This is a genomic window from Cellulomonas rhizosphaerae, assembly GCF_003470205.1.
In the GTDB taxonomy this organism is placed as follows: domain Bacteria; phylum Actinomycetota; class Actinomycetes; order Actinomycetales; family Cellulomonadaceae; genus Cellulomonas; species Cellulomonas rhizosphaerae.
The window spans coordinates 15,497-37,088 of sequence record NZ_QWKP01000222.1; the positions used below are offsets into that span (position 1 = coordinate 15,497).

At 72.9% G+C, this 21,592-nt stretch carries 24 protein-coding genes, 1 tRNA gene and 1 other RNA gene; 12 read left to right on the forward strand and 14 right to left on the reverse strand.

The features are described 5' to 3' along the window. Window positions 1-24 precede the first annotated feature (24 nt). Window positions 25-318 (forward strand): DUF6191 domain-containing protein, encoded by a 294-nt coding sequence (locus tag D1825_RS16825; protein WP_118768576.1) that lies wholly within the window; start codon window positions 25-27, stop codon window positions 316-318. Further along, on the forward strand, window positions 318-710 hold the full coding sequence (locus D1825_RS16830; protein ID WP_118768577.1) for a VOC family protein: 393 nt from the start codon (window positions 318-320) through the stop codon (window positions 708-710). Before D1825_RS16825 ends, D1825_RS16830 begins: the two co-directional genes overlap by 1 nt. On the opposite strand, the gene D1825_RS16835 is transcribed toward D1825_RS16830, so the two are convergent. The 4 genes from D1825_RS16835 to D1825_RS16850 all read right to left on the reverse strand — a co-directional run bounded on the left by D1825_RS16835 (window position 707) and on the right by D1825_RS16850 (window position 3,731). After that, window positions 707-1,330 carry a GNAT family N-acetyltransferase gene (locus D1825_RS16835; RefSeq protein WP_118768578.1) on the reverse strand — a complete coding sequence of 208 codons (624 nt, stop codon included), beginning with the start codon at window positions 1,328-1,330 and terminating at the stop codon, window positions 707-709. The genes D1825_RS16830 and D1825_RS16835 overlap by 4 nt on opposite strands. Beyond that, window positions 1,330-1,947, reverse strand: coding sequence for a GNAT family N-acetyltransferase (locus D1825_RS16840; RefSeq protein WP_233549957.1), 618 nt, complete (start codon window positions 1,945-1,947; stop codon window positions 1,330-1,332). Before D1825_RS16840 ends, D1825_RS16835 begins: the two co-directional genes overlap by 1 nt. Before the next feature lie 145 nt (window positions 1,948-2,092). Then, window positions 2,093-2,596: a GNAT family N-acetyltransferase gene (locus D1825_RS16845; protein WP_118768580.1), complete on the reverse strand. Its 504-nt coding sequence runs from the start codon at window positions 2,594-2,596 to the stop codon at window positions 2,093-2,095. Window positions 2,597-3,005: 409 nt separating this feature from the next. Beyond that, entirely contained in the window at window positions 3,006-3,731 is a 726-nt protein-coding gene (locus D1825_RS16850; protein WP_118768581.1) for a potassium channel family protein, read from the reverse strand. Window positions 3,732-4,174: 443 nt separating this feature from the next. On the opposite strand from D1825_RS16850, the gene D1825_RS16855 reads away from it, so the two are divergent. Continuing rightward, window positions 4,175-4,687, forward strand: a complete 513-nt coding sequence (locus D1825_RS16855; RefSeq protein ID WP_118768582.1) for a DUF2716 domain-containing protein — start codon at window positions 4,175-4,177, stop codon at window positions 4,685-4,687. Between the two features lie 492 nt (window positions 4,688-5,179). On the opposite strand, the gene rnpB is transcribed toward D1825_RS16855, so the two are convergent. Next, window positions 5,180-5,558, reverse strand: an RNA gene (gene rnpB / locus D1825_RS16860) — RNase P RNA component class A. A gap of 59 nt (window positions 5,559-5,617) precedes the next feature. Here rnpB and D1825_RS16865 point away from each other — a divergent pair. Continuing rightward, entirely contained in the window at window positions 5,618-5,890 is a 273-nt protein-coding gene (locus tag D1825_RS16865) for a LuxR C-terminal-related transcriptional regulator (protein WP_118768583.1), read from the forward strand. Here D1825_RS16865 and D1825_RS16870 read toward each other — a convergent pair. Next, window positions 5,872-6,252 (reverse strand): tautomerase family protein, encoded by a 381-nt coding sequence (locus tag D1825_RS16870; RefSeq protein WP_118768584.1) that lies wholly within the window; start codon window positions 6,250-6,252, stop codon window positions 5,872-5,874. The two genes, D1825_RS16865 and D1825_RS16870, sit on opposite strands and share 19 nt — an antisense overlap. Window positions 6,253-6,301: 49 nt before the next feature. On the opposite strand from D1825_RS16870, the gene D1825_RS16875 reads away from it, so the two are divergent. Beyond that, window positions 6,302-7,081, forward strand: coding sequence for a YaaA family protein (locus D1825_RS16875; RefSeq protein ID WP_118768585.1), 780 nt, complete (start codon window positions 6,302-6,304; stop codon window positions 7,079-7,081). Further along, window positions 7,078-8,253, forward strand: a complete 1,176-nt coding sequence (locus D1825_RS16880) for an SLC13 family permease (protein WP_118768586.1) — start codon at window positions 7,078-7,080, stop codon at window positions 8,251-8,253. The genes D1825_RS16875 and D1825_RS16880 overlap by 4 nt, the downstream gene beginning before the upstream one ends. Here D1825_RS16880 and D1825_RS16885 read toward each other — a convergent pair. The 7 genes from D1825_RS16885 to D1825_RS16915 form a co-directional block, all read right to left on the reverse strand. Further along, a complete protein-coding gene (locus tag D1825_RS16885; protein WP_118768587.1) occupies window positions 8,250-8,963 on the reverse strand; it encodes a histidine phosphatase family protein in 714 nt (237 codons plus the stop codon). The genes D1825_RS16880 and D1825_RS16885 overlap by 4 nt on opposite strands. Window positions 8,964-9,023: 60 nt before the next feature. Then, the gene (locus D1825_RS16890) at window positions 9,024-9,761 is read right to left on the reverse strand and encodes a zinc ribbon domain-containing protein (RefSeq protein WP_118768588.1); all 738 of its coding nucleotides are present in this window, start codon (window positions 9,759-9,761) and stop codon (window positions 9,024-9,026) included. Beyond that, window positions 9,758-10,624 carry a Nif3-like dinuclear metal center hexameric protein gene (locus D1825_RS16895; protein WP_233549958.1) on the reverse strand — a complete coding sequence of 289 codons (867 nt, stop codon included), beginning with the start codon at window positions 10,622-10,624 and terminating at the stop codon, window positions 9,758-9,760. The genes D1825_RS16890 and D1825_RS16895 overlap by 4 nt, the downstream gene beginning before the upstream one ends. Before the next feature lie 134 nt (window positions 10,625-10,758). Further along, window positions 10,759-11,631: an MOSC domain-containing protein gene (locus D1825_RS16900; protein ID WP_233549959.1), complete on the reverse strand. Its 873-nt coding sequence runs from the start codon at window positions 11,629-11,631 to the stop codon at window positions 10,759-10,761. Between the two features lie 45 nt (window positions 11,632-11,676). Next, window positions 11,677-11,750: transfer RNA gene (locus D1825_RS16905), tRNA-Val, on the reverse strand. 70 nt (window positions 11,751-11,820) lie between these two features. Next, window positions 11,821-12,282, reverse strand: a complete 462-nt coding sequence (locus D1825_RS16910; protein ID WP_118768590.1) for a peroxiredoxin — start codon at window positions 12,280-12,282, stop codon at window positions 11,821-11,823. Beyond that, window positions 12,279-12,701, reverse strand: coding sequence for a DUF3052 domain-containing protein (locus D1825_RS16915; protein WP_118768591.1), 423 nt, complete (start codon window positions 12,699-12,701; stop codon window positions 12,279-12,281). Before D1825_RS16915 ends, D1825_RS16910 begins: the two co-directional genes overlap by 4 nt. A gap of 314 nt (window positions 12,702-13,015) precedes the next feature. Here D1825_RS16915 and aceE point away from each other — a divergent pair, with 314 nt between their 5' ends. Then, window positions 13,016-15,760 (forward strand): pyruvate dehydrogenase (acetyl-transferring), homodimeric type, encoded by a 2,745-nt coding sequence (gene aceE, locus D1825_RS16920; protein ID WP_118768592.1) that lies wholly within the window; start codon window positions 13,016-13,018, stop codon window positions 15,758-15,760. A gap of 63 nt (window positions 15,761-15,823) precedes the next feature. On the opposite strand, the gene D1825_RS16925 is transcribed toward aceE, so the two are convergent. Beyond that, window positions 15,824-16,513 carry a hypothetical protein gene (locus D1825_RS16925; protein ID WP_233549960.1) on the reverse strand — a complete coding sequence of 230 codons (690 nt, stop codon included), beginning with the start codon at window positions 16,511-16,513 and terminating at the stop codon, window positions 15,824-15,826. Window positions 16,514-16,614: 101 nt separating this feature from the next. Here D1825_RS16925 and D1825_RS16930 point away from each other — a divergent pair, with 101 nt between their 5' ends. The 5 genes from D1825_RS16930 to D1825_RS16950 all read left to right on the forward strand — a co-directional run bounded on the left by D1825_RS16930 (window position 16,615) and on the right by D1825_RS16950 (window position 21,561). Continuing rightward, entirely contained in the window at window positions 16,615-17,862 is a 1,248-nt protein-coding gene (locus tag D1825_RS16930; protein ID WP_118768594.1) for a PucR family transcriptional regulator, read from the forward strand. Window positions 17,863-17,940: 78 nt separating this feature from the next. Further along, window positions 17,941-18,924, forward strand: coding sequence for an ACP S-malonyltransferase (locus tag D1825_RS16935; protein WP_118768595.1), 984 nt, complete (start codon window positions 17,941-17,943; stop codon window positions 18,922-18,924). Further along, window positions 18,921-19,925 (forward strand): beta-ketoacyl-ACP synthase III, encoded by a 1,005-nt coding sequence (locus D1825_RS16940; RefSeq protein WP_118768596.1) that lies wholly within the window; start codon window positions 18,921-18,923, stop codon window positions 19,923-19,925. The genes D1825_RS16935 and D1825_RS16940 overlap by 4 nt, the downstream gene beginning before the upstream one ends. A gap of 60 nt (window positions 19,926-19,985) precedes the next feature. Continuing rightward, the gene (locus D1825_RS16945; RefSeq protein WP_118768597.1) at window positions 19,986-20,237 is read left to right on the forward strand and encodes an acyl carrier protein; all 252 of its coding nucleotides are present in this window, start codon (window positions 19,986-19,988) and stop codon (window positions 20,235-20,237) included. Window positions 20,238-20,316: 79 nt separating this feature from the next. Continuing rightward, entirely contained in the window at window positions 20,317-21,561 is a 1,245-nt protein-coding gene (locus tag D1825_RS16950; protein ID WP_118768598.1) for a beta-ketoacyl-[acyl-carrier-protein] synthase family protein, read from the forward strand. Window positions 21,562-21,592: the final 31 nt, after the last annotated feature.

Consider the following 21,592-nt stretch of genomic DNA (forward strand, 5'->3'; position numbering starts at 1 on the left):
GCCGTCGGATGTCACGATGGGCCGATGCGCTGGGTCCTCGTCGTCGCCGCCGTGGTCCTCGTCGCGCTTCTCGTCGACCGCCTCGTCGCCCGTGGCGTCTTCGACCGGCGACGTGAGCGCCCGCGGTCCACCGGCGGCGCCTCGTCGTCCGGGATGCTCGGCGACTTCATCGAGGTCTTCCAGCCCAACCGCGTCCACCTGACCGCCGAGCAGGAGCGCCAGCAGCTCGACATCGACTACGCCGGCGACGACGCCCCGCCGTTCGACATCGACTCCGGGACCGTCACCCTGCGACCGTCCACCCCGAAGGAGCACTGATGGGCCTCGTCGTCTCGCACCTCTCGATCGACTGCACCGACCCGAACGCGCTGGCCGGCTGGTGGGCGGAGGTGCTCGGCTGGGAACGCGCGTGGGACGAGGACCCGGACGACGACGAGGTGGGCATCCGTGCGGCCGACCGCTCCGCCGAGTGGCTGTTCCTCAAGGTCCCCGAGGCGAAGGCGGTGAAGAACCGCCTGCACCCGGACCTGCGGCCGCCGGACGGCTCCGACCAGGCCACCGAGCTCGCCCGCCTGCTCGCGCTCGGCGCGACGCCCGTCGACATCGGGCAGGGGCCCGAGGTCCTGTGGCACGTTCTGGCCGACCCGGAGGGCAACGAGTTCTGCCTCCTGCTGCGCACCCCGGCCCAGGTCCGGGCCGACGGCGACTAGCCCCGCCGAGCGGGCCGCCACATCGCTGCGGGCCGCGCACCCTCGACCGCGGTGATGATCGACGTCGTCGCGAACCCGTGCCGCGCGTACAGGCGCCGGTTCTGCTCGCTCGACGACTCCAGGTACGCGGGCATCGCGTCGGCGTCGACGACGGCCAGGCGTGCGGCGAGCAGCGCGGAGCCGACACCCGCCCCGCGGGCCTCGTCGGCCGCGCCGATCATCGCGAGGTACCAGTGGGGCTCCGACGGCCGGTGCGTCGCCAGCCGCGTTTGGTTGCGCGCCGCGCGGACCATCCCGCGGACCCCGAGGGCACGGAGGAACGCCGGGAGCTCGGCCGCCTCGTGCGCGAGGTGGGCCAGCGACGAGACCCGACCGGGCGGCTCCCAGAGCGCGACGCCGACGAGCGTCCCGTCGTCGGCTCGTCGAGCGAGGTCCACGTGCCCGTGCCGGAGCGGGCCGCTGCTGATCAGGGGACGGAAGAGCGCGGCGAGCTGCGCCACGGTCGGTCGTCCGAGGCCCGTGATCGCCAGCGTCGCGGCGTCGTCCCGGAACGCCTCGGCGAGGACGTCGGCGGCCGCGGGGACGTCGGCGCGGGTCGCGGACGTGACCACGAGCTCCATCAGCGAGGCACGGAGTGCATCCAGCCGGCGTACGGCGTGCACCGCTGCTCGTCGCCCGACCACTCGCTCTCGACCGCTGCGTACACGAACGCGTCGTGCCAGCAGGGCTGCCCGTCCGCGTCCGTCGAGAACGCCGCCACCTGGCGCAGGTGCCCCTCGCGCCGCATGCCCAGCCGCTCGAGCAGCGCCGACGAGCGCGTGTTGCGCGGGTCGCAGCGGGCGGTGACGCGGTGCGCACCCCACGCGCGGAAGCAGACGTCGAGCAGCCCGGCGGTCGCCTCCGTCGCATAGCCCCGCCCCCAGATGCCCGGGTCGAAGACGTAGCCCAGCGTGTACGACCGCCACGCCTGGGGCTCGTCGAGCCGCAGGTACAGGTTCCCGACGAGGCGCTCGTCCGAGCGCAGGCAGACGGCCCAGAACGCGGCGTCGCCCGCCCGCTCGAGGGCGAGCTCGTGGCACTGCGCGCGCGGCTGAGGGCCGTACGGCTCGAACTGCACGGCCTCGGGCTGCGAGAGGTAGGCGTGCAGGGCATCGCCGTCCGCGGCCGTGAACCGTCGCAGCAGCAGCCGGTCAGTGCGGATCGTCTCGTGCGCGCCGACACCCTGGACCGTGATCACGGTCACCACCCTGGCCTCCGCTCCGCGCCCGCCACCTGGACCTTCGTCCCCCCTCGACCGTGGGCGCGGCGGCGCGACGGCGCGTCGCGTGCGACCCGCGCTCGCACCGTGGGACGCGCTGTCGGGCCCGCCGTCGGCGAGCACGTCAGGCACGCAGCCTGGACCAGATGCGGATCGGCGCACCGTCACGCTCATCCAAGCGTTCCTCCGTGACCGCGAAGCCGGCGCGACGCGCGACCGCCTCGCTGGCGTCGTTCCCGACGAGCGTCGTCACGTGGACTTCCTCTGCCCCGTGATCCAGCGCCCAGTCCGCGAGCGCAACGACCGCGCGCGTCGCGACCCCTCGGCCGCGCCCGCCGGGCAGCAGCGCGTAGAACACGTCGGGAGTCGACCCGTCCAGGCCCGAAATCCCCACCATGCCGACCGGTCCCTGCGCGGTCCGGATGACGTACCGCACCGCGAGTCCGGCACGGGCGATGGTCCGCGCCACCCGCTCGCGCGCGGCGGGCTCGCTCAGGTCGGGCGGGTAGAACGTCCACCGCGGCACATCCGCCACGCGCGAGAGCGCTTGCTCGACCGGCCAGTCCGCGGGGACGTACGCCTGCATCACCTCGCCGGCCGTGGCGATCTCGTCGGGCGGCGTCTGCACGCTCCCCACGCTAGCGAGGCCGGGCGGGGCGGCGCCCGGTGAGTGCTCGCGTGGCAGCACTCGCCGTGCGTGGGCACACCGCGCAGCTCTTGACTCCGCTCATCGCGGTGCCGATGCAAACCCGTGGCTAGTGACTGGCGGTCCCACGACAAGTCGATTCTCGATCTTCTGGACGGCGGTGGGCCCGGTGCGGCTAGGCCAGCCCGGCGGCGACGGTCGTCGCGCACGCGGCGGCGGCGTGTGGCAGGTTCGCGTCGGGGCAGGCAGAGACCGCCCCGCCAGTTGGTCGAAGTCCGTTTGCAGGCGCGGCCGTGGGCATGGTGGGCCCTGGCCGGTATCGGCGTGTTGACGATCGCGCTCCGGGTTGCGGTGGCAGCAGGAGCGGGCAGCTTCGGGCCTGAGTAGGGCCTCACTGCGACGAAGTGCCTCCGGCGGGCAGTTGGTCGCGCAAGGCGCGAAACTCGGCGGCCAACTCGCGCACCTGAGCGCGGGTCGCCGCCTGCTCGTCCTCATTAGCCTCTGCCACTCGCTCCACGAGCAACGAGGCCAGCGTGGCAGTGATCGTGCCGAGCAACGCCAAGCCCCCGGCCATGAGGACGACCGCGACGAACCGACCCGTGGTCGTGACAGGAAAGCGGTCCCCATACCCGACGGTAGTCAGCGTGGTCGCCGCCCACCAGAAGCCGTACCCGAGGTTGGCGACATTGGAGCCGTCGTGTCCGCGCTCGGCGTCAGTGATGGCCAGCGCGCCAAGCAGGACGAGCAGCAGTGTCCCGGCCCCGGCGTACAGGACCACCTGGCCACGGAGGTTGCGCGCGCCGCTGCGGTTCAGCACCGACACAAGCGCAAGGACGCGCACGAGCCGCAGCGGCCTCAGGATTGGCAGGACAACGATGGCCAGGTCTAGGACGTTGTGGCGGACGAACGACCACCGCCGCTCGGCCAAGTGAAGCCGCACCAGGTAATCCAGAGCGAACACCGCCCACGTCAGCCAGGTGATCCCCGAGCACACGGACCGCGTAGCGGCGCCCACGTCTGGCCAGGCGATGGGGATGGCGTACGCGATGAGGAAGACGAGCGCAGCTACCGTCAGAGGCCACTCGGTGCGGCGTTCCCACCGTTCGACTGAGGTCATGACGAGACGCTAGCGGTCGCAATCCTCTGGCGAGCGGCGCGCAGTCCAGCACCGCACCCGGGTCTCTGCGCGGGCGAACATGTCACCGGCCGGGTACAAGACTGATGTCGGCAGTCGGGCTCGGCACGCCGAATCGACCAGCGCGCCAGAAGCGCCGACGTCGGACTTGCGGCACATATCGAAGGGCCGGTCGCCTCGTGGAGCTTCATCCGATCGCCGCACGATCACATCGTGAGCACACCTCACGAGCCCGTCTCGCGCGAGGAGTGCGCGAAGGACTTATGGCCTGAGTCGCTCGTCAGCGTTTGAGGGCTTCGCGCTGGAGTCTGTCAACGACGGCCGAATCTTGAGCAGGTTCCGACGGCTGAAAACTGAGCAGGTATCGAGCAGCCCGGACACGACGATGAGCGCGTGTTAGCCCGGCGGCCGAGTAGCGTGGCGCTGTGAGTAGCCCCCTCGCATCGGAAGGTCCGTGGCATCCGGTCGACTACGACTCGGCGTGGAAGCCCTTCTATGACAAGTTCGACTTCAAGCCGGAGTTCGCCGAACGCTCCCAGCCAGCGATCGATGCACCGACGGGCAGTTTGGTCATCGGCCTCTCGTCGATCTTCTCCGAGCCTGGCCCAGTGTTCGCAGCAAGTGAGTCCGCGATCAACGCGGCCGCGCTCCGCGCCTTCGTGCACCTCGCCGGCGACGAGGACTTGGTTGCCCTTGACTGGCAGCACGGGGCATACAGATACTCGCCCGCGTCTCACGCCGTCGCCGACCTGCACGACTGGCCAGTTCCGGTGTTTCCGAACGGGGATTACTACGTCCACGCGGCAGCAAACCTGAGTTGGGGTACCTTCGGACACCCGTGGCAGCAGACCTTGACGCTCTGGGGCGCTGAACTCATCCGTTCCCTCGGCACCGAGTTGCTCACATGGCTGCCCCGCCACGAACACAGTTCCACCTGACGAATCGATCGCTCGGGCCGCGATGCGCGCGCTCCGGCACGGCGTCGCTCGGGCGGACTTTTCACCCGTCGACTGCGGCTCCCTGTCCAGGCGTCGTCGACAGGCGTCGTCCTGGATGCTGGAGTGAGCGCATTCAGCGACGACGGAAGCTCAGCCGTGCTCGCGCTGGGTCGGCAGATCGTCTATCGCACGGAGGTCGGCGAGGAGCTCATCCGGGACGGCCGGTCGCCGAGCAAGGTAGCGGTCGACTGCGGCAACGAGGTCGGACGGCACAGACCCCTCAGACTCGCCCACCCGTTCGTCCGGACCGCCGTTCCGATCACCTACCACGTGGCAAGTATCTCACCGGATCCAGACGAACCATTGTGGGGACTTGGAGCCTCCACGCACGCGCACGACGCAACACGCGGCACCTCGCCACCAACGCGACGGCCCCCGAGAGCCCCCGAGCGAAGGTCTAGATCGCAACACCGCAGGTCAGCGGCATAAAAGCGGATGAGTCAGTCGATACGCCGGGTTCTGTCCCCGCGCGCGGTTGCCCCCGCACGGGTGACGGCCATCCATCTACGACGTACGTTGCCGCACGCCTCCAGCGGCCTACCCGGGAGCTCGGGCGAGCAGCCCTCGAACGCTCCCTGTCTGGCCTTGCTCCGGGTGGGGTTTACCTAGCCGCACCGGTCGCCCGGCACGCTGGTGGTCTCTTACACCACCGTTTCACCCTTACCTCTCCGGCGGACCGGAGAGGCGGTCTGTTCTCTGTGGCACTGTCCCGCGGGTCACCCCGGGTGGGTGTTACCCACCACCCTGCCCTACGGAGCCCGGACGTTCCTCGGCGAGCCCGAGGGCTCGACGCGGCCGCCTGACTGACTCATCCGCGTGGTTGAGCCTATCTGCTCCCATCCACCGGGGTGACCGCTCCGAACGAGGGGTATGGACACTTCGAGCTACCTCTCGCGGCGCGAGCGTGTGATACTCGCCCACCTCGCCCTGCCCGTCACTCTCAACCAGATCGCGATGTCGCTGTTCGTCTCGCGCAACACGGTCAAGACTCAGTGCCGGTCGATCTACCGCAAGCTGGAGGTCAACGACCGCGACTCAGCGGTCCGCGTCGGACGTGAGCGGGGCCTGCTGGCCGACGACCCGATCGAGGACGACGAGGAGCTCGAGGTGGTCCAGCAGCGCGATCACACGTCGACCCTGTAGCTCAGCGTCAGCTCGTCGCCGGGCATGCCGCGGATGCCCCAGTTCTGCGGCGGGCTCTCGAGGATGACGATCTCCAGGTCCTCGGCGTCGAGCCCCAGCGTCGCCGTGTTGGCGTACAGGGCCGCCAGGAGCGCCCGACGAGCCTGCGGTGACCGCCCGGTGAAGCAGACGATCTCCACGACGAGGTACTGCTCCGAGCGCGGAGCGACGAGGTCCTCCGCGTCGAGCAGCAGGAACCGGTGGAACCGCTTCTCCTGCGGCAGGCCCCACGTCTCGACGAGTGCCGCGTGGATCGCGTCGGACAGCGCGGAGCGCCGGGGCGCCCAGACGTCGCGACGGCCGTAGATCTTCACCTGCGCCATGGCAATCCCCCGAGTCGAGCGGCAACGCGCGGCAGCCTACAGTCAGGGCGTGCTCGTGATGCTGCCCCCGTCGGAGGCCAAGACCTCCCCCCGCCGCGGCCGCCCGGTCGACGTCGACGCCCTGTCCTTCCCCGCCCTCGCGCCCGTGCGCCGCAAGGTGGTCGACGCGCTCGCGGAGGTCAGTGGGCGGCCCGACGCGCTCGAGCTGCTCGGGGTGGGCGCGTCGCTGGCCGACGAGGTGGCACGCAACACCTCCCTGCACCAGGGAGTCGCAGGCCCCGCTCGCCGGGTCTACACCGGTGTGCTGTACGGCGCGGCCGGCCTGGACCGCCTGACGCCGACGGGTCGTGCGCGGGCGGCCGAGCACGTGCGGATCGTCTCGGGGCTCTGGGGCGTCGTCACGCCCGAGGACGTCGTGCCGGCCTACCGGCTGTCCATGGGGACGGACCTGCCGGGCATCGGGTCGCTGGCCGCCGCGTGGCGGGCGCCGCTCGCGGAGGTGCTGGACCCCCAGGCGGACGGGCAGCTGGTCGTCGACTGCCGCTCGGCCGCCTACCTCGCCGCGTGGACGCCGCCGCGCAGCGCCGACTGGGTCACCGTGCGCGTCGAGCGCGAGCTGGACGGCGTGCGCTCGGTCGTCTCGCACCACGCCAAGCACACCCGGGGCGTCCTGACCCGGCACCTGCTGACCCGCCGCGGACGCGTGCCGCGCGACGCCGAGCAGCTCGCGCGCGTCGCGTCCGAGCTCGTCGGCGACGAGCTGCTCGCGGTCGAGCTCGCCCCGCGCAAGTCTCGCGGGGCTCGGGTCCTGTCCCTCGTCGTGGCATGACCGCGCCACGCCGGAGGGTGCCCTGGTGGTCCGTCGGCGTCGTCGTGACCCTCGTCGTCGTCCTCGCGGGCTGGCTCCCTTCCGACGACGCGCGCGAGCTTGCTTCGCGCACCGTGCCGATCCTGCTCTTCGTGGCGGCCCTGACGATCACCGCGGAGATGTGCGCCGGCGCGGGGCTGTTCGACGCGGCCGCTCGCCTCGCTGCGCGCGTGGGCGGCGGGCGACGACCTGTGCTGTGGTTGCTCGTCGTCGTGCTCGCCACGCTGAGCACGGCGGTCCTCTCGCTCGACACCACCGCGGTGCTGCTCACGCCCGTCGTCATCGCGCTCGCCCGCCAGACTCGCAGCCACCCGCTGCCGTGGGCGCTGGCCGTGCTCGCGCTCGCGAACACGGCCTCGCTGCTGCTGCCGGTCTCCAACCTGACGAACCTGCTGGCCGACCACACGCTGCGCGCGCAGGGCGTCAACTACCTGGGGCTGATGTGGGCGCCCGCGCTGGCCGCGATCGTCGTCACGGTCGGGATCCTCGCGCTGCGGGACCGGTCGGCGCTCGCCGGGACGTACGACCAGCCGCCGCACCGCACGGTGCGCGACCAGCGCCTGCTCGTCGTGACGGCGGCGGTCGTCGGCGCGATGGCCGTGGCCTTCGTCGTCGGCGCTCCGCCCGCGCCGACCGCGATCGTGGCGGCGGCCGTCCTGACCGTCCTGACCGTGCTCCGCACCCGCGCGCTGCCCGTTCCCGCCAAGGACCTGGTCCCGTGGCGCACGCTGCTCGTCGTCGCCGCGCTGTTCGCCGTCGTGGCGACCGCGCACGCGCACGGGCTGGGCGAGTGGCTCTCGCGCGCGGCGGGCTCGGGCGACGGGTTCGGCGAGCTGCTGCGGCTGGCGGGCGTCGGGGCGCTCGCGTCGAACGCGGTGAACAACCTGCCCGCCTACCTCGCGCTCGAGCCGACCGCGGGCACCGAGCCGCTGCGGGTCGCGGCGCTGCTGATCGGCACGGGCGCGGGGCCGCTCATCACCCCGTGGGGCTCCCTGGCCACCGTGCTGTGGTGGCACCGCTGCCGCCAGGTGATGCTGCCCGTGCCCGCCCGGACGATCGTCGTGCAGGGGCTGCTGCTCGCGCCGCTCGTCGTCGTGGCGGCCGTCGGCGCGCTCGTGCTGGTCGAGGCCTAGCTGCCCCAGCCCTCGCTCGGGACGCCGACGACGGCGATCTCGTGCCGCTTGTCGGCGAAGAGCCGGACGATGCTGACCGAGGCGGGTGCGACCCGCAGCTGGCTCCACGACGAGGGCTGCGCGCCCATCGCCACGCCCAGCGCGGCCCGGATCGCCACCGCGTGGCTCACGACGACGACCGTCCGGTCGGTGCCGCCCTCGATGAGCTCGTCGAGCCCGCGCCGCAGCCGGTCCCCCACCTGCTCGATCGACTCGCCGCCGGGCGGCTCGACGTCGCCGCGCGTGTGCCACGGCTCGAGCTGGCCCGGCCAGCGCTCCTCGATCTGCTCCGCGGTCAGCCCCTGCCACTCGCCGAAGTCTGCCTCCTGGAAGGTCGCGTCCGTGCGGACCTCGAGGCCCAGCCGCTCGGCGATGATGCCGCCGGTCATCTGCGTGCGGACCATCGGCGAGGCGATGACCTCGCTCGGGTAGGCGATGTCGCCCCACAGGTCACGCCCCACGCGGTCGACGAGCGCCGCCGCGGCGCGCGCCTGCGCGAGGCCGTGCTCGTCCAGCGGCGGACCAGGCTCGCTCGAGCCGGAGTAGCCGCGCGCGACGGTCATCGTGGTCTGGCCGTGGCGCACCAGGACGACCGTGACGGGCAGCTCGGAGTCGAAACGCACGCCCGCGCCCGAGGGCTTCGGGGCGCGGCCGGTGCCGGGATCGCTCATGGCACCACCCTGGCCGCCCTCGGGCCGCGGCGCTAGCCGGGCGGCGGTTGTCCCGGCGCGTCAGGCCTCGGGCAGGCGAACCAGGATCCGGCCGCACTCCTCGCAGCGCACGACGGTGTCGTCGGACTTCTTCTTGATGACGTCGAGGTCCAGCGGGTTCAGCTCGAGGCGGCAGCCCTCGCACCGGCGACCGCGCAGCGCCGCAGCGCCCGATCCGCCCAGCTGGCCGCGCAGGCGCTCGTAGAGGGTCACCAGGGCCGCGTCGAGCCCGTTCGCCTGGCCGGACCGCTCGCCACCGACGGTCGCGATCTCGGCGTCGATCTCGGCGAACGCCGCGTCGCGCTCCCCCACGACCTCGGACCTGCGGGCGACGAGCGCGTCGTGCGCGACCGTGACCTCGGCGAGTGCCGTCTCGTGCGCCTCGAGGCGCTCCATGACCTCGAGCTCGACCTCCTCGAGGTTGCTCTGGCGGCGACCCAGGGTCTCGAGCTCGTGCTGGATGGCCTGCAGGTCCTTGGGGCTGCCCTGGCCGGAGTCGAGCCGCGCCTGGTCCCGCGCCGCGCGCGAGCGCACCTGCTCGACGTCCGCCTCCGCCTTGGCCACCTCACGCCGCAGGTCGCTGACCGCGGTCTGGGAGGTGACGAGCGCCGTGTGCAGGTCGTCCAGCTGCGAGTCCAGCTCCGCGAGACGCGCCAGCTCGGGCAGCGTGCGACGCTTGTGCGCGAGCTGGTCGAGGCGGGTGTCGAGGGCCTGGACGTCGAGCAGACGACGCTGGTCGGCAGCGGGGGCAGTGGTCACGAGGATCCTTCCGGCGGGGTGGCTCGCCCCGTCCAGGGGTCGGTGCGCAAGGTGCTGACGCGGGTCTCTACCGTAGTGCCCAGCGCGGCCAGGTCCGCCGCGAGGTCCCGGGCCGCGTGATCGAGCCACGGCCACTCGGACGCGAAGTGCGCCAGGTCGACGAGGTACGGCGTGCTCGGCCCCTCGCCCGCGTCGAACTCGGCGCGCTCGCGCAGCTCCGAGGCCGGGTGGTGGCGCAGGTCCGCGGTGACGTAGGCGTCCACGCCGGCCGCCCGCACGGCGTCGAAGAGCGAGTCGCCGGAGCCGCCCACCACCGCGACGCGCCCGACGATCCCGTCCGGGTCGCCCGCCCACCGCACGCCCTGCGCGGTCGCGGGGACGGCCGCCGCGACCCGCGCGGCGAACTCGCGCAGGGCGACCGGCTCGCGGAGCACCCCGACGCGCCCGATGCCGGTCTCGCCGCCCTCGTCGGCCGCCACCAGCGGAGTCGTGTCGAACAGCCCGATGGCCGTGGCCAGTGCGTCCGCGACCCCGCCGACGGCCGCGTCCGCGTTGGTGTGCGCCGCGTACAGCCCGACCCCGCCGCGGATCAGCCGGTGGACGAGGGCGCCCTTGAACGTGTCCGCCCCCACCGCGGTCACCCCGCGCAGCAGCAGCGGGTGGTGGGTCACGACGAGGTCCGCGCCCCACGCGACGGCCTCGTCGACCACGGCCGCGACGGGGTCGACGGCGAACAGCACCTTGCGCACCTCGTCGGCCGGGTCACCGACGACCAGCCCCACGGCGTCCCACGACTCCGCGGTGGCGGGCGGGTACCGCCGCTCGAGCACGTGCACGACGTCGGCCAGGCGCGGAGAGCTCACGCTCCGCACGCTACCGCGCGGGCGCTCCGCCTTCCGCGCGGCCCCTGGGTCGCTGCATCTGTGGTTGCAGGACACGCCGCACATCTCCCGGCGTGTCCTGCAACCACGCATGCAGCGCAGCCCGAGGGGCGGGGCTAGAGGGCCGGGCGGATGGTGGTGGTGACCGGGGCGCCGAGCGTGAGGCGGCCCGGGCGGACCGGGACGGCCTGGATGCCGAACCAGACCTCGCCGTCCCAGCGGCGGTGCCGGGCCAGGGAGCGCAGCGGCTCGCGACCCTTCGCGTAGGTGTCGGGGTCGACCGTGGTCATCACGCAGCGGCCGCAGTGGTCGGCGAAGCGCAGCTCCACGTCGCCGAGCGTGATCCGGTGCCAGCCGTCCTCGACGAACGGCTCGAGGTCGCCGTCGACGACGATGTTCGGCCGGAACCGCCGCACGTCGAGCGACTGGAACGGCGGCGGGGCGGGGTTGCCCTGCGCGAGCGCCGCCGCGACCACCTCGTCGTGCGCCTGCGCCGCCCACGCGTCCATCTGGCGCAGCGACGCCGTCGTGAACAGGTGCACCGGTGCGGTGTCGGTCAGTGCGAGCGGGTCGGCGAGGGTGCCGCCGTGCTTGTCGGACATCCCGCGGCGCGCGGGGTCGTCGAGCCACGCGAGCCGCGCCGAGCGCCCGACGAGCTCGGAGACCCAGCCGGCCGCGTCGTCGCCCGCGTCCGTGACCGTCGGGATCCGCGACATCGTCACCTCGAGCGTGCGGCCGCCCACCGGCGTCGCGACGTCGAGCGGGCCCAGGGCCGCCGCGTCGAGCCGGACGCCGTCGGGCAGGGGCTGCGCGGAGGCCGCGAGCATGTGCGGGAACTTGCGCGCGGTCAGCGTGGTGCCCGCGTCGTCGACCACCATCCACCGCCGGTCGTCCGCAGGCCCGGCGATCCCCATCTCGACCTCGTCCACGACGTGCCCCGCGAACGACTTGACCGGGTAGACGGTCAGGCGGCTGACGTGGGCGTTCACGGCGACTCCGGATCAGGTGTGGCTCGCGTCGTCGCGTGCACGGGGTGGGCCCGGCCGGTTTCGAACCGGCGACCTCCGCGGTGTAAGCGCGGCGCTCTGACCAGCTGAGCTACAGGCCCCTCGTCGGCCCGGAAGGAGGGGCGACGACGGGCGCACAGCCTACCGGCCGGCACGCGCGGGCAGGACCGCTCAGGCGACGAGCGCGGCGAGCGCTTCCTGGTAGGCGGACAGCGGCCGCGCGGCCCCCGACTCGCTCACCACGGACCAGACGACGACGCCCTCGGCGTCGATGAGGAACGAGCCGCGCCGGGCGTAGCCGCGGTTCTCGTCGAACACTCCGTACGCCTTCGACGTCTCGCCGTGCGGCCAGAAGTCGGACAGCAGGTCGAACGCGTAGCTCTCGTGCTCCGCCCACGCGCGCAGCGAGTGCGACGGGTCGCACGAGATCACGAGCAGGTGGACGCCCGCGTCCTCGAACGCGGCGATGTTGTCGCGCAGCTCGCACAGCTCGCCCGTGCAGGTGCCGGAGAATGCGAACGGCACGAAGACGATCGCGACCGGGCCGCCGCGCAGGCCAGCCAGCGTGACCGGCGTGCCGTGCGTGTCCGTGAGGGAGAAGTCGGGAGCGACGTCGCCCACTGCAGGGCTCACTTGCCGCGTCCTCGCGTCGCCAGCCGGGTCGCCGACCAGTCCGTGGCGATCGAGAACGTCGTCATCGCGTGCAGGCCCGACGTGGTCGCGGCCTCCTCGATGTCGCTGTGCGAGACGTGCCCGCCGCGGCCGGACTTGGGCGTGAACACCCAGATGGGGCCGTTGTCGTCGAGCACCGTGAGCGCGTCGACGAGGTAGTCGGTCAGGTCGCCGTCGTCCTCGCGGAACCAGATGACCGCGCCGTCGGTCACGTCGTCGTAGTCCTCGTCGACCAGCTCGGTCGTGGTGACGGCCTCGATCGCCGCGCGCAGGTCGTCGTCGACGTCGTCGTCGTACCCGAACTCCTGGATCACCTGTCCAGCGGTGAGCTCCAGACGGCTTGCCGCCTGCGAGGCGACGCCGTCCGCACTGTCTGCCACGTCCCGACCGATCCCTTCGTCACGACGACCGGTATGTAGTGGACGGCCGCCTCCTGATGTCCGCACACCGTAGCCCACCGCATACCGACGGCCCTGGCAAGAGGACTCTCCGGCCATCCCACGACTGGGTGTCACGCACGTCACGGTCCTTATCCGGTACCCAAAGTGACTTTCGGGCCCGCGGGGTCCGAGAATGGGTCGACTACCCCGTTCGGCATGCAGGCGCAACCACGCGTCTCGCCCGCCGGGCCGGGCCGACGATGTGCGCCGACGCCGACAAGGGCTCGCGCGCGGACGAGAGGCGAGGAGCACTGGTGGCTTCGATCGACGAGACAGGACCGCTCATCGGCGGCCTGCTCAGCCAGGTACCGGACATCGATCCCGAAGAGACGGGCGAGTGGGTCGAGTCGCTCGACGGGCTCATCGACGAGAAGGGCGGCCCCCGGGCCCGCTACGTCCTGCTGAGCATGCTGCGCCACGCGCGGCAGCGGAACGTCGCGATCCCCGCGTCGCTCAACACGCCCTACGTCAACACCATCTCGGTGCACGACGAGCCGTACTTCCCCGGCGACGAGGCCATGGAGCGGCGCTACCGCTCGTGGAACCGCTGGAACGCGGCCGTCATGGTCACGCGCGCGCAGCGCCCCGGGATCGGGGTCGGCGGGCACATCTCCTCCTACGCGTCCGTCGCGACGCTGACCGAGGTGGGCCTCAACCACTTCTTCCGCGGCAAGGACCACCCCGGCGGCGGCGACCAGGTCTACTTCCAGGGTCACGCCTCCCCCGGCGTCTACGCCCGCGCGTTCCTCGAGGGCCGCCTGTCCGAGCACCAGCTGGACGGCTTCCGCCAGGAGCTGTCGCACCCGGGCGGCGGCCTGCCGTCCTACCCGCACCCGCGCCTCGCGCCGGACCTGTGGGAGTTCCCGACCGTGTCCATGGGCCTGGGCCCGTCCGGCGCCATCTACCAGGCGTGGACCAACCGCTACCTGCACCTGCGCGGGATCAAGGACACGAGCCAGCAGGACGTGTGGGCCTTCCTCGGCGACGGCGAGATGGACGAGCCCGAGTCCCGCGGCATGCTGCAGCTCGCCGGCCAGCAGGGCCTGGACAACCTGACCTTCGTCGTGAACTGCAACCTGCAGCGCCTCGATGGCCCGGTCCGCGGCAACGGCAAGATCATCCAGGAGCTCGAGGCGCAGTTCCGCGGCGCGGGCTGGAACGTCATCAAGGTGATCTGGGGCCGCGAGTGGGACACCCTGCTCAACGCCGACAAGGACCGCTCGCTGGTCCACCTCATGAACACGACGCCCGACGGTGACTTCCAGACCTACCGGGCCGAGAACGGCGCGTTCATCCGCGAGCACTTCTTCGGGCGCGACCCGCGCACCAAGCAGCTCGTCGAGAAGATGACGGACGACGAGATCTGGGCGCTCAAGCGCGGCGGGCACGACTACCGCAAGATCTACGCGGCCTACAAGTCCGCGCGCGAGCACACGGGCCAGCCGACGGTCATCCTGGCGCACACCATCAAGGGCTACGGCCTGGGCTCCGGCTTCGCCGGGCGCAACGCCACGCACCAGATGAAGAAGCTCAAGAGCGACGACCTCAAGACGCTGCGCGACTCGCTGCACATCCCGATCACGGACGAGCAGATCGACGCCAACCCGTACGTCCCGCCGTACTTCCACCCGGGACCCGAGGACGAGGCCATCCAGTACATGCTGGAGCGCCGCCGTCAGCTCGGCGGGTTCGTGCCCGAGCGCCGCACCACGCACACCGCGCTGACCCTGCCGGGCGACAAGGTGTACGAGGGCCTGGCCAAGGGCTCGGGGCACCAGGAGGTCGCCACGACGATGGCGCTCGTGCGCCTGTTCAAGGACCTCGTCAAGGACAAGGAGTTCGGCCACCGCCTGGTGCCGATCATCCCCGACGAGGCCCGCACGTTCGGCCTGGACTCGATCTTCCCGAGCGCCAAGATCTTCAACACGCTCGGCCAGAACTACCTCGCCGTGGACCGCGAGCTCATGCTGAGCTACAAGGAGTCCGAGTCGGGGCAGATCATGCACACCGGCATCAACGAGGCCGGTTCGGCATCCGCGTTCCAGGCCGTCGGCACGTCGTACGCGACGCACGGCGAGCCGCTGATCCCGTTCTACTTCTACTACTCGATGTTCGGGTTCCAGCGCACCGGCGACCAGTTCTGGGCGGCCGGCGACCAGATGGCGCGCGGGTTCCTCATCGGAGCCACCGCCGGCCGCACCACGCTGACCGGCGAGGGCCTGCAGCACGCCGACGGCCACTCCCCGCTGCTCGCGGGCACGATGTCGCACGTCGTGCACTACGACGCGGCGTACGGCTACGAGCTGCGGCACATCGTGCGCGACGGCATCGAGCGGATGTACGGCGAGGGCCACGACCGTGACCGCGACGTCATCTACTACCTGACCGTCTACAACGAGCCCATCGTGCAGCCGGCCGAGCCGGAGGGCGTGGACGTCGAGGGCATCCTGCGCGGCATCCACCTCGTCGCGCCGGCCGAGGGCGACGGGCCGCGCGCCCAGATCCTCGCGTCGGGCGTCGCGGTGCCGTGGGCGCTCGAGGCCCAGCAGCTGCTGGCCGACGACTGGGGCGTGCGCGCCGCGGTCTGGTCCGTGACGAGCTGGAACGAGCTGCGCCGCGACGGCCTGGCCGCCGACCAGCAGGCCTTCCTGCACCCGGGCGAGGAGCCGCGCGAGGCGTACCTGACGAGCAAGCTCGCCGGCGCCGAGGGTCCGTTCGTCGCCACGACGGACTACGACCACCTCGTCGCCGACCAGGTCCGCGCGTGGATCCCCGGCACGTACGCGACGCTCGGCGCCGACGGGTTCGGCTTCTCCGACACCCGCGCCGCCGCGCGCCGCCACTTCAAGATCGACGGCCCGTCGACCGTGGTGCGCGTGCTGCAGCAGCTCGCCCGCTCCGGCGCGGTCGCCCCCGAGGCGCCCGCGCAGGCCATCGAGCGGTACCGCCTGCACGACGTCACGGCCGGTACGTCCGGCAACGCGGGCGGCGAGAGCTGACCAGCGACTGACACGACGAAGGGCGCCTCCCAGACTGGGAGGCGCCCTTCGTCGTTCGCACGGTCAGGTGCCCGGGATCGTCTGCTCCGCGTGCGCGACCTCGCGGACGAGCTCGTCGCGCAGGTCCACCACGGCCTTCGGGTCCTTGTAGTGGTCGAGCGCCGCGATGTGCTGCTTGGCCTCGAGCGGGCGCCCGGCCTCGATCGAGGCGAGGACGAGCTGGCGGGCCACCTCGGGGTCGTGCTCCTTGGGGTGCCAGTGCCCGACGCCGAGCCCGAGCGCGTCGACCGGCGCGCCGGCCTCGCGCAGCAGCGCGAGCGCCTCGACGAGCGCACGGCCCGAGGGGTCGCGCTCGGCGGCGGTGCGCAGCCGGCGCAGCGTGCCCTCGTGGTCGTCGCGCACGGACAGCCGCGCGACCTCGATCAGCGGGAACCACGCGCGGGGGTTGCCCGCGAGCTCCTCGCCGAGCGCCCAGACCGCGAGGTCCGCGGCGCGCTCGCGCTCGCTCTCGTCGAGACCTTCGGCGGTCAGCGGGTCGTCGTCGTGGCTGGAGTCGGCGGCGCGGCGCCGCACGATCTCGGCAAGTGCGGCGAACGCGCGCTCGTTGTTCGGGTCGTCGCTGAGCATGGAGCGCAGCGCGTCCTCGTGGAGCGTGTCGCCGCGTCGGGCAGCGCTCGTCGGCCGACGCGCGCCAACGGTCGACGCAGACGTGGGACGGCGCATGAGCTGTCGCAACCGGGGCAGAAGAGCCATGCAGCGACCCTAGCCGCTGGTCGCCGAAGGCACCCGGCGACCGCGGGCGCCAAGGATCACACTTTGTCGACTTCCCACAACCGCAGCCCTATGCTCGCCCCATGCCCAGCTCTTCCACCACGCCTCCTGCTGCGGCCACAGGCGGCCGGCAGCGGTCAGCGGCGGCACGCCGGCCCGTGGTCCCCGCGCACGGCGGGCCCGAGACGCAGCGCCGCGTGCGCGACGGGGCCGGGCTCCTCGCCGCGGCCGCGATGCGTCGTCTCGACGAGGACCTCGACTGGTACCGCACGCTCCCGGCCGAGGACCGCTCGTGGGTCGGGCTCGTCGCCCAGGCGGGCATCACGGCCTTCGTCACCTGGTACGCCGACCCCACTCGCCCCCCGCACGGCGTGGGCGACATCTTCGGTGCCGCGCCGCCCGAGCTCACCCGGTCGATCTCGCTGCAGCACACGCTCCAGCTCGTCCGCGTGGTCGTCGACGTCGTCGAGACGCACTCCGACCGGCTCGCCGCCCCGGGCGAGGAGCGCGAGCTGCGCGAGGCCGTGCTGCGCTACTCGCGCGAGGTCGCGTTCTCGGCCGCGGAGGTCTACGCCCGTGCCGCCGAGGTCCGGGGCGCGTGGGACGCGCGCCTCGAGGCCCTCGTCGTCGACGCGCTCGTGCGCGGGGATGTCGACGACGCGATGCGCTCGCGCGTGGCCGCACTCGGCTGGAGCGGACGCGGGTCCACGCTGGTCATGGTCGGGACCACGGCCTCCACGCTCGACGAGGTCCGCGCCTCCGACCTGCGGCGGGCCACCCGCCGGGCCGCCGACGACGCGCTCGTAGGCATCCAGGGCGACCGCCTCGTCGTGTTCCTCGGCGGGGTCGGGGACCTGCGCGCGGCCGCGGTCTCGCTGCTGCCGCGCTTCGGCCCGGGACCGGTCGTGCTCGGCCCGGAGGTGCAGGACCTGTCCGACAGCGCCCGCTCGGCGCGCGCCGCTCTCGCGGGCCTCGCCGCCGCGGCGGCCTGGGAGCAGGCGCCCCGCCCGGTGATGGCCGACGACCTGCTGCCCGAGCGCGTGCTCGTCGGCGACGTCGCCGCACGCCGCACCCTGATCGCCCAGGCCTTCGCGCCGCTCGCCGCGAGCCAGGGCTCGTTGCTCGAGACCCTGTCCGCCTACCTCGGCACCGGCCGCTCCCTCGAGGCCGCGGCCCGCACCCTCTACGTGCACCCCAACACCGTGCGCTACCGCCTCAAGCGGGTTGCCGACGTCACCGGGTGGGACCCCTTGGACGCGCGCGAGTCCTACGTGCTGCAGACCGCCCTCGCGGTGGGCCGGCTCGACGCGAGCAGCCCGAGCGCTTTGTAGGACACGCACAAGGGCACCCGAGAAGGTTGGTGCGCGCCGTGACCGGGTTCGCCCGCGCACGGCAGGCACAGTTGTCCCGTGCTCGTCGTCGCCTGCCCCGGTCAGGGTGCCCAGTCCCCCGGCATGCTCGCTCCCTGGTTGGAGCTGCCCGCGTTCGCGGCGTCGCTCGGCCGGGCCTCGGAGGTCACGGGCCTCGACCTGGTCGCCCACGGCACCACGTCGGACGCCGACACGATCCGCGACACCGCGGTGGCCCAGCCGCTGCTCGTCGCGTCCGCGCTCGCGAGCCTGCGCGCGGTGCTCGGCCTCGCCGCCGACGCGCCCCTCGGCGCGGCGATCGCGGGACAGGTCGACGTCGCCGCAGGCCACTCGGTCGGCGAGCTCGCCGCGGCGGCCGTCGCCGGCGTCCTGACCGACGACGAGGCCCTCGCGCTCGTCACCGTCCGCGGCGCTGCCATGGCCCGCGCCGCCGCCGTCACGCCCACGGGCATGGCCGCGGTCCTGGGCGGCGACCCCGACGAGGTCCTCGCCGCGCTCGAGCAGCACGGCCTCGTCCCGGCCAATGTCAACGGCGGCGGCCAGGTCGTCGCCGCGGGCACGCTCGAGGCGATCGCCGCCCTCGCCGCCGCGCCTCCCACGCGGGCCCGCGTCATCGCCCTGCAGGTGGCCGGCGCGTTCCACACCGCGCACATGGCACCGGCCGTCGCCGAGCTGCGCGACGCGGCCGCGGGCCTCACGCCGCAGGCGCCCGCGCTCACGCTCCTGACCAACCGCGACGGCTCGGTCGTCCCCGGCGGCGAGCAGGCGCTCGACCTCGTCGTCGCACAGGTCGCCAACCCCGTGCGCTGGGACCTGTGCCAGGCGCAGCTGCTCGAGCTGGGCGTCACGGCCCTGCTCGAGGTGGCCCCCGGCGGTGTGCTCACCGGACTCGCCCGGCGTACGCTGCCCGGGGTCGAGACGGTCGCCGTCAAGACCCCTGCCGACCTGGACGCCGCGCGTGACCTCGTGCGCCGGCACGCCGGGTCGTCCACCCTCGCGAGCACCCAGGAGCAGTCGTCGTGACGCGTCCCACCCTCACCCAGGCCACCGGCCCCGCGCACACCCGGATCCTCGGGCTCGGCGGAGTTCGCGGCGAGAACGTCGTCCCGAACGACGACCTCGTCGGGCCGATCGACTCGTCGGACGAGTGGATCCGCCAGCGGACCGGGATCGTCACGCGTCGTCGCGCGGGCGCCGAGACCTCGGTGCTCGACCTGGCCGAGGCCGCGGCGCGCGAGGCCATCGCGAACGCGGGTCTGACCGGCGCGGACATCGACGCCGTCATCCTGTCGACCGTCACCTACTTCCACCAGACGCCCGCGGGCGCCGCGATCATCGCGGACCGCATCGGCGCGACCCCGGCCGCCGCGTTCGACATCTCGGCCGCGTGCGCCGGCTACTGCTACGGCATCGGCCAGGCCGACGCGCTGGTCCGCTCGGGCAACGCCCGCAACGTGCTGGTCATCGGTGCGGAGAAGATGAGCGAGTTCGTCGACCCGACCGACCGCTCCATCTCCTTCCTGCTGGGCGACGGTGCGGGCGCGGTCGTCGTCGGCCCGTCGGACACCCCCGGCATCGGTCCCACGATCTGGGGCTCGGACGGCTCGCAGGCGCAGGCCATCCGCCAGACGCACTCCTGGCTCGCCACGCGCGACGAGGACGCGGGCTGGCCGACGCTGCGCCAGGAGGGCCAGTCGGTCTTCAAGTGGGCCGTCTGGCAGATGGCCCCCGTCGCCCAGAAGGCGCTCGACGCCGCGGGCGTGACGGCTGACGAGATCGAGGCCTTCATCCCCCACCAGGCCAACACCCGGATCATCGACCAGATGGTCAAGACGCTGAAGCTGCCCGACTCCGTCGTGGTCGCCCGCGACATCGTCGACACCGGCAACACGTCGGCCGCCTCCATCCCCCTGGCCACCGAGCGCCTCCTGCGCGAGGGCCAGGTCTCCAGCGGCGCGCTCGCGCTGCAGATCGGCTTCGGCGCGGGGCTGGTCTACGCCGCCCAGGTCGTCGTCCTTCCGTAGCACCGGCTGTACCGTTCGTCCGACCCATCCCAGCTTCACCCCCTACCGAGGAGAAACCCCATGGCGCACAGCGAGCAGGAGATCCTGGCCGGCCTGGCCGAGATCGTCAGCGAGGAGACCGGCCTGCCCACGGACTCCGTCCTGCCCGAGAAGTCGTTCACGGACGACCTGGACATCGACTCGCTGTCGATGATGACGATCGTCACCCTCGCCGAGGAGAAGTTCGACGTGCGCATCCCCGACGACGAGGTCAAGAACCTCGTCACGGTCGGCGACGCCGTCTCGTTCATCGCCGGCGCGTCGAAGGCCTGACGCTGCCGCACCGGGCACGTCCCCGGGACCACCACCCGGGGACGTGCCCAGCACCTCCCCCCGCCGACCAGGAGCACCGATGAGCCACCCGATCGACGTCGTCGTCACAGGACTGGGCGCCACCACGCCGCTCGGCGGTGACGCACCCACCACCTGGGCCGCGGCACTCGCCGGCGAGTCCGGAGCGCGCCCCTTCGAGAACGACTGGGTGGAGAAGTACGGGCTGCCCGTCACCTTCGCCGCGACCATCAAGGTCACGCCCGACGAGGTGCTCCCGCGCCCCGAGATCAAGCGCATGGACCCCTCCGCGCAGTACGCGATCATCGCGGCGCGCGAGGCCTGGGCCGACGCGGGCTCCCCCGAGGTCGACGGCGAGCGGCTCGGCGCCGTGGTGTCGTCCGGCATCGGCGGCATCTGGACCACGCTCGACGGCTGGGACACGCTGCGGGAGAAGGGCGCGCGCCGCATCCTCCCGATGACCGTACCCATGCTCATGCCGAACTCCCCGAGCGCGTACGTCTCGCTCGAGTTCGGTGCGAAGGCCGGCGCGCACGCGCTCGTCTCCGCGTGCGCCTCGGGCGCCGAGGCCATCGGCTACGGCGTCGAGATGATCCGTACCGGCCGGGCCGACGTGGTCATCGCCGGCGGCACCGAGGCGACGATCCACCCCATGCCCATCGCCGCGTTCGCCGCCTCGCGCACGCTGTCGCTGCGCAACGACGACCCCACGGGCGCCTCGCGTCCGTACGACACCGACCGCGACGGCTTCGTCATCGGCGAGGGCGCCGGCGTCGTCGTCCTCGAGAGCGCCGCGCACGCGGCGGCCCGTGGCGCCCGCGTCTACGGCCGCATCGCCGGCGTCGGCCTGTCCGCCGACGGCTACCACATCACGTCCCCCGAGCCCTCGGGCGACGGCCAGATCCGCGCGATGAACTCCGCCCTGGCCGAGTCCGGCGTCGCGGCGAGCGACATCGTGCACGTCAACGCGCACGCCACCTCGACCGTCGTCGGCGACCTCATCGAGGCCCGCTCCGTGCGCGGCGTGCTCGGCGAGGACTCCGACCACGTGGCGCTGTCGGCGACCAAGTCGATGACCGGCCACCTGCTCGGCGGCGCCGGCGCCCTCGAGACGATCTTCACGGTGCTGGCCCTGCACGACCGCCAGGCGCCCCCGACGATCAACGTCGAGAACCCGGACCCCGAGCTCGTCCTGGACCTGGTCCGCGACAAGCCCCGCGCGCTGCCCGAGGGCGACATCGCGGCGATCAACAACTCGTTCGGCTTCGGCGGGCACAACGTGGCCCTGGTGGTCACCTCGGCCTGACGCCGCAGCAGCAGCCGAGCCCCGCCCCCGG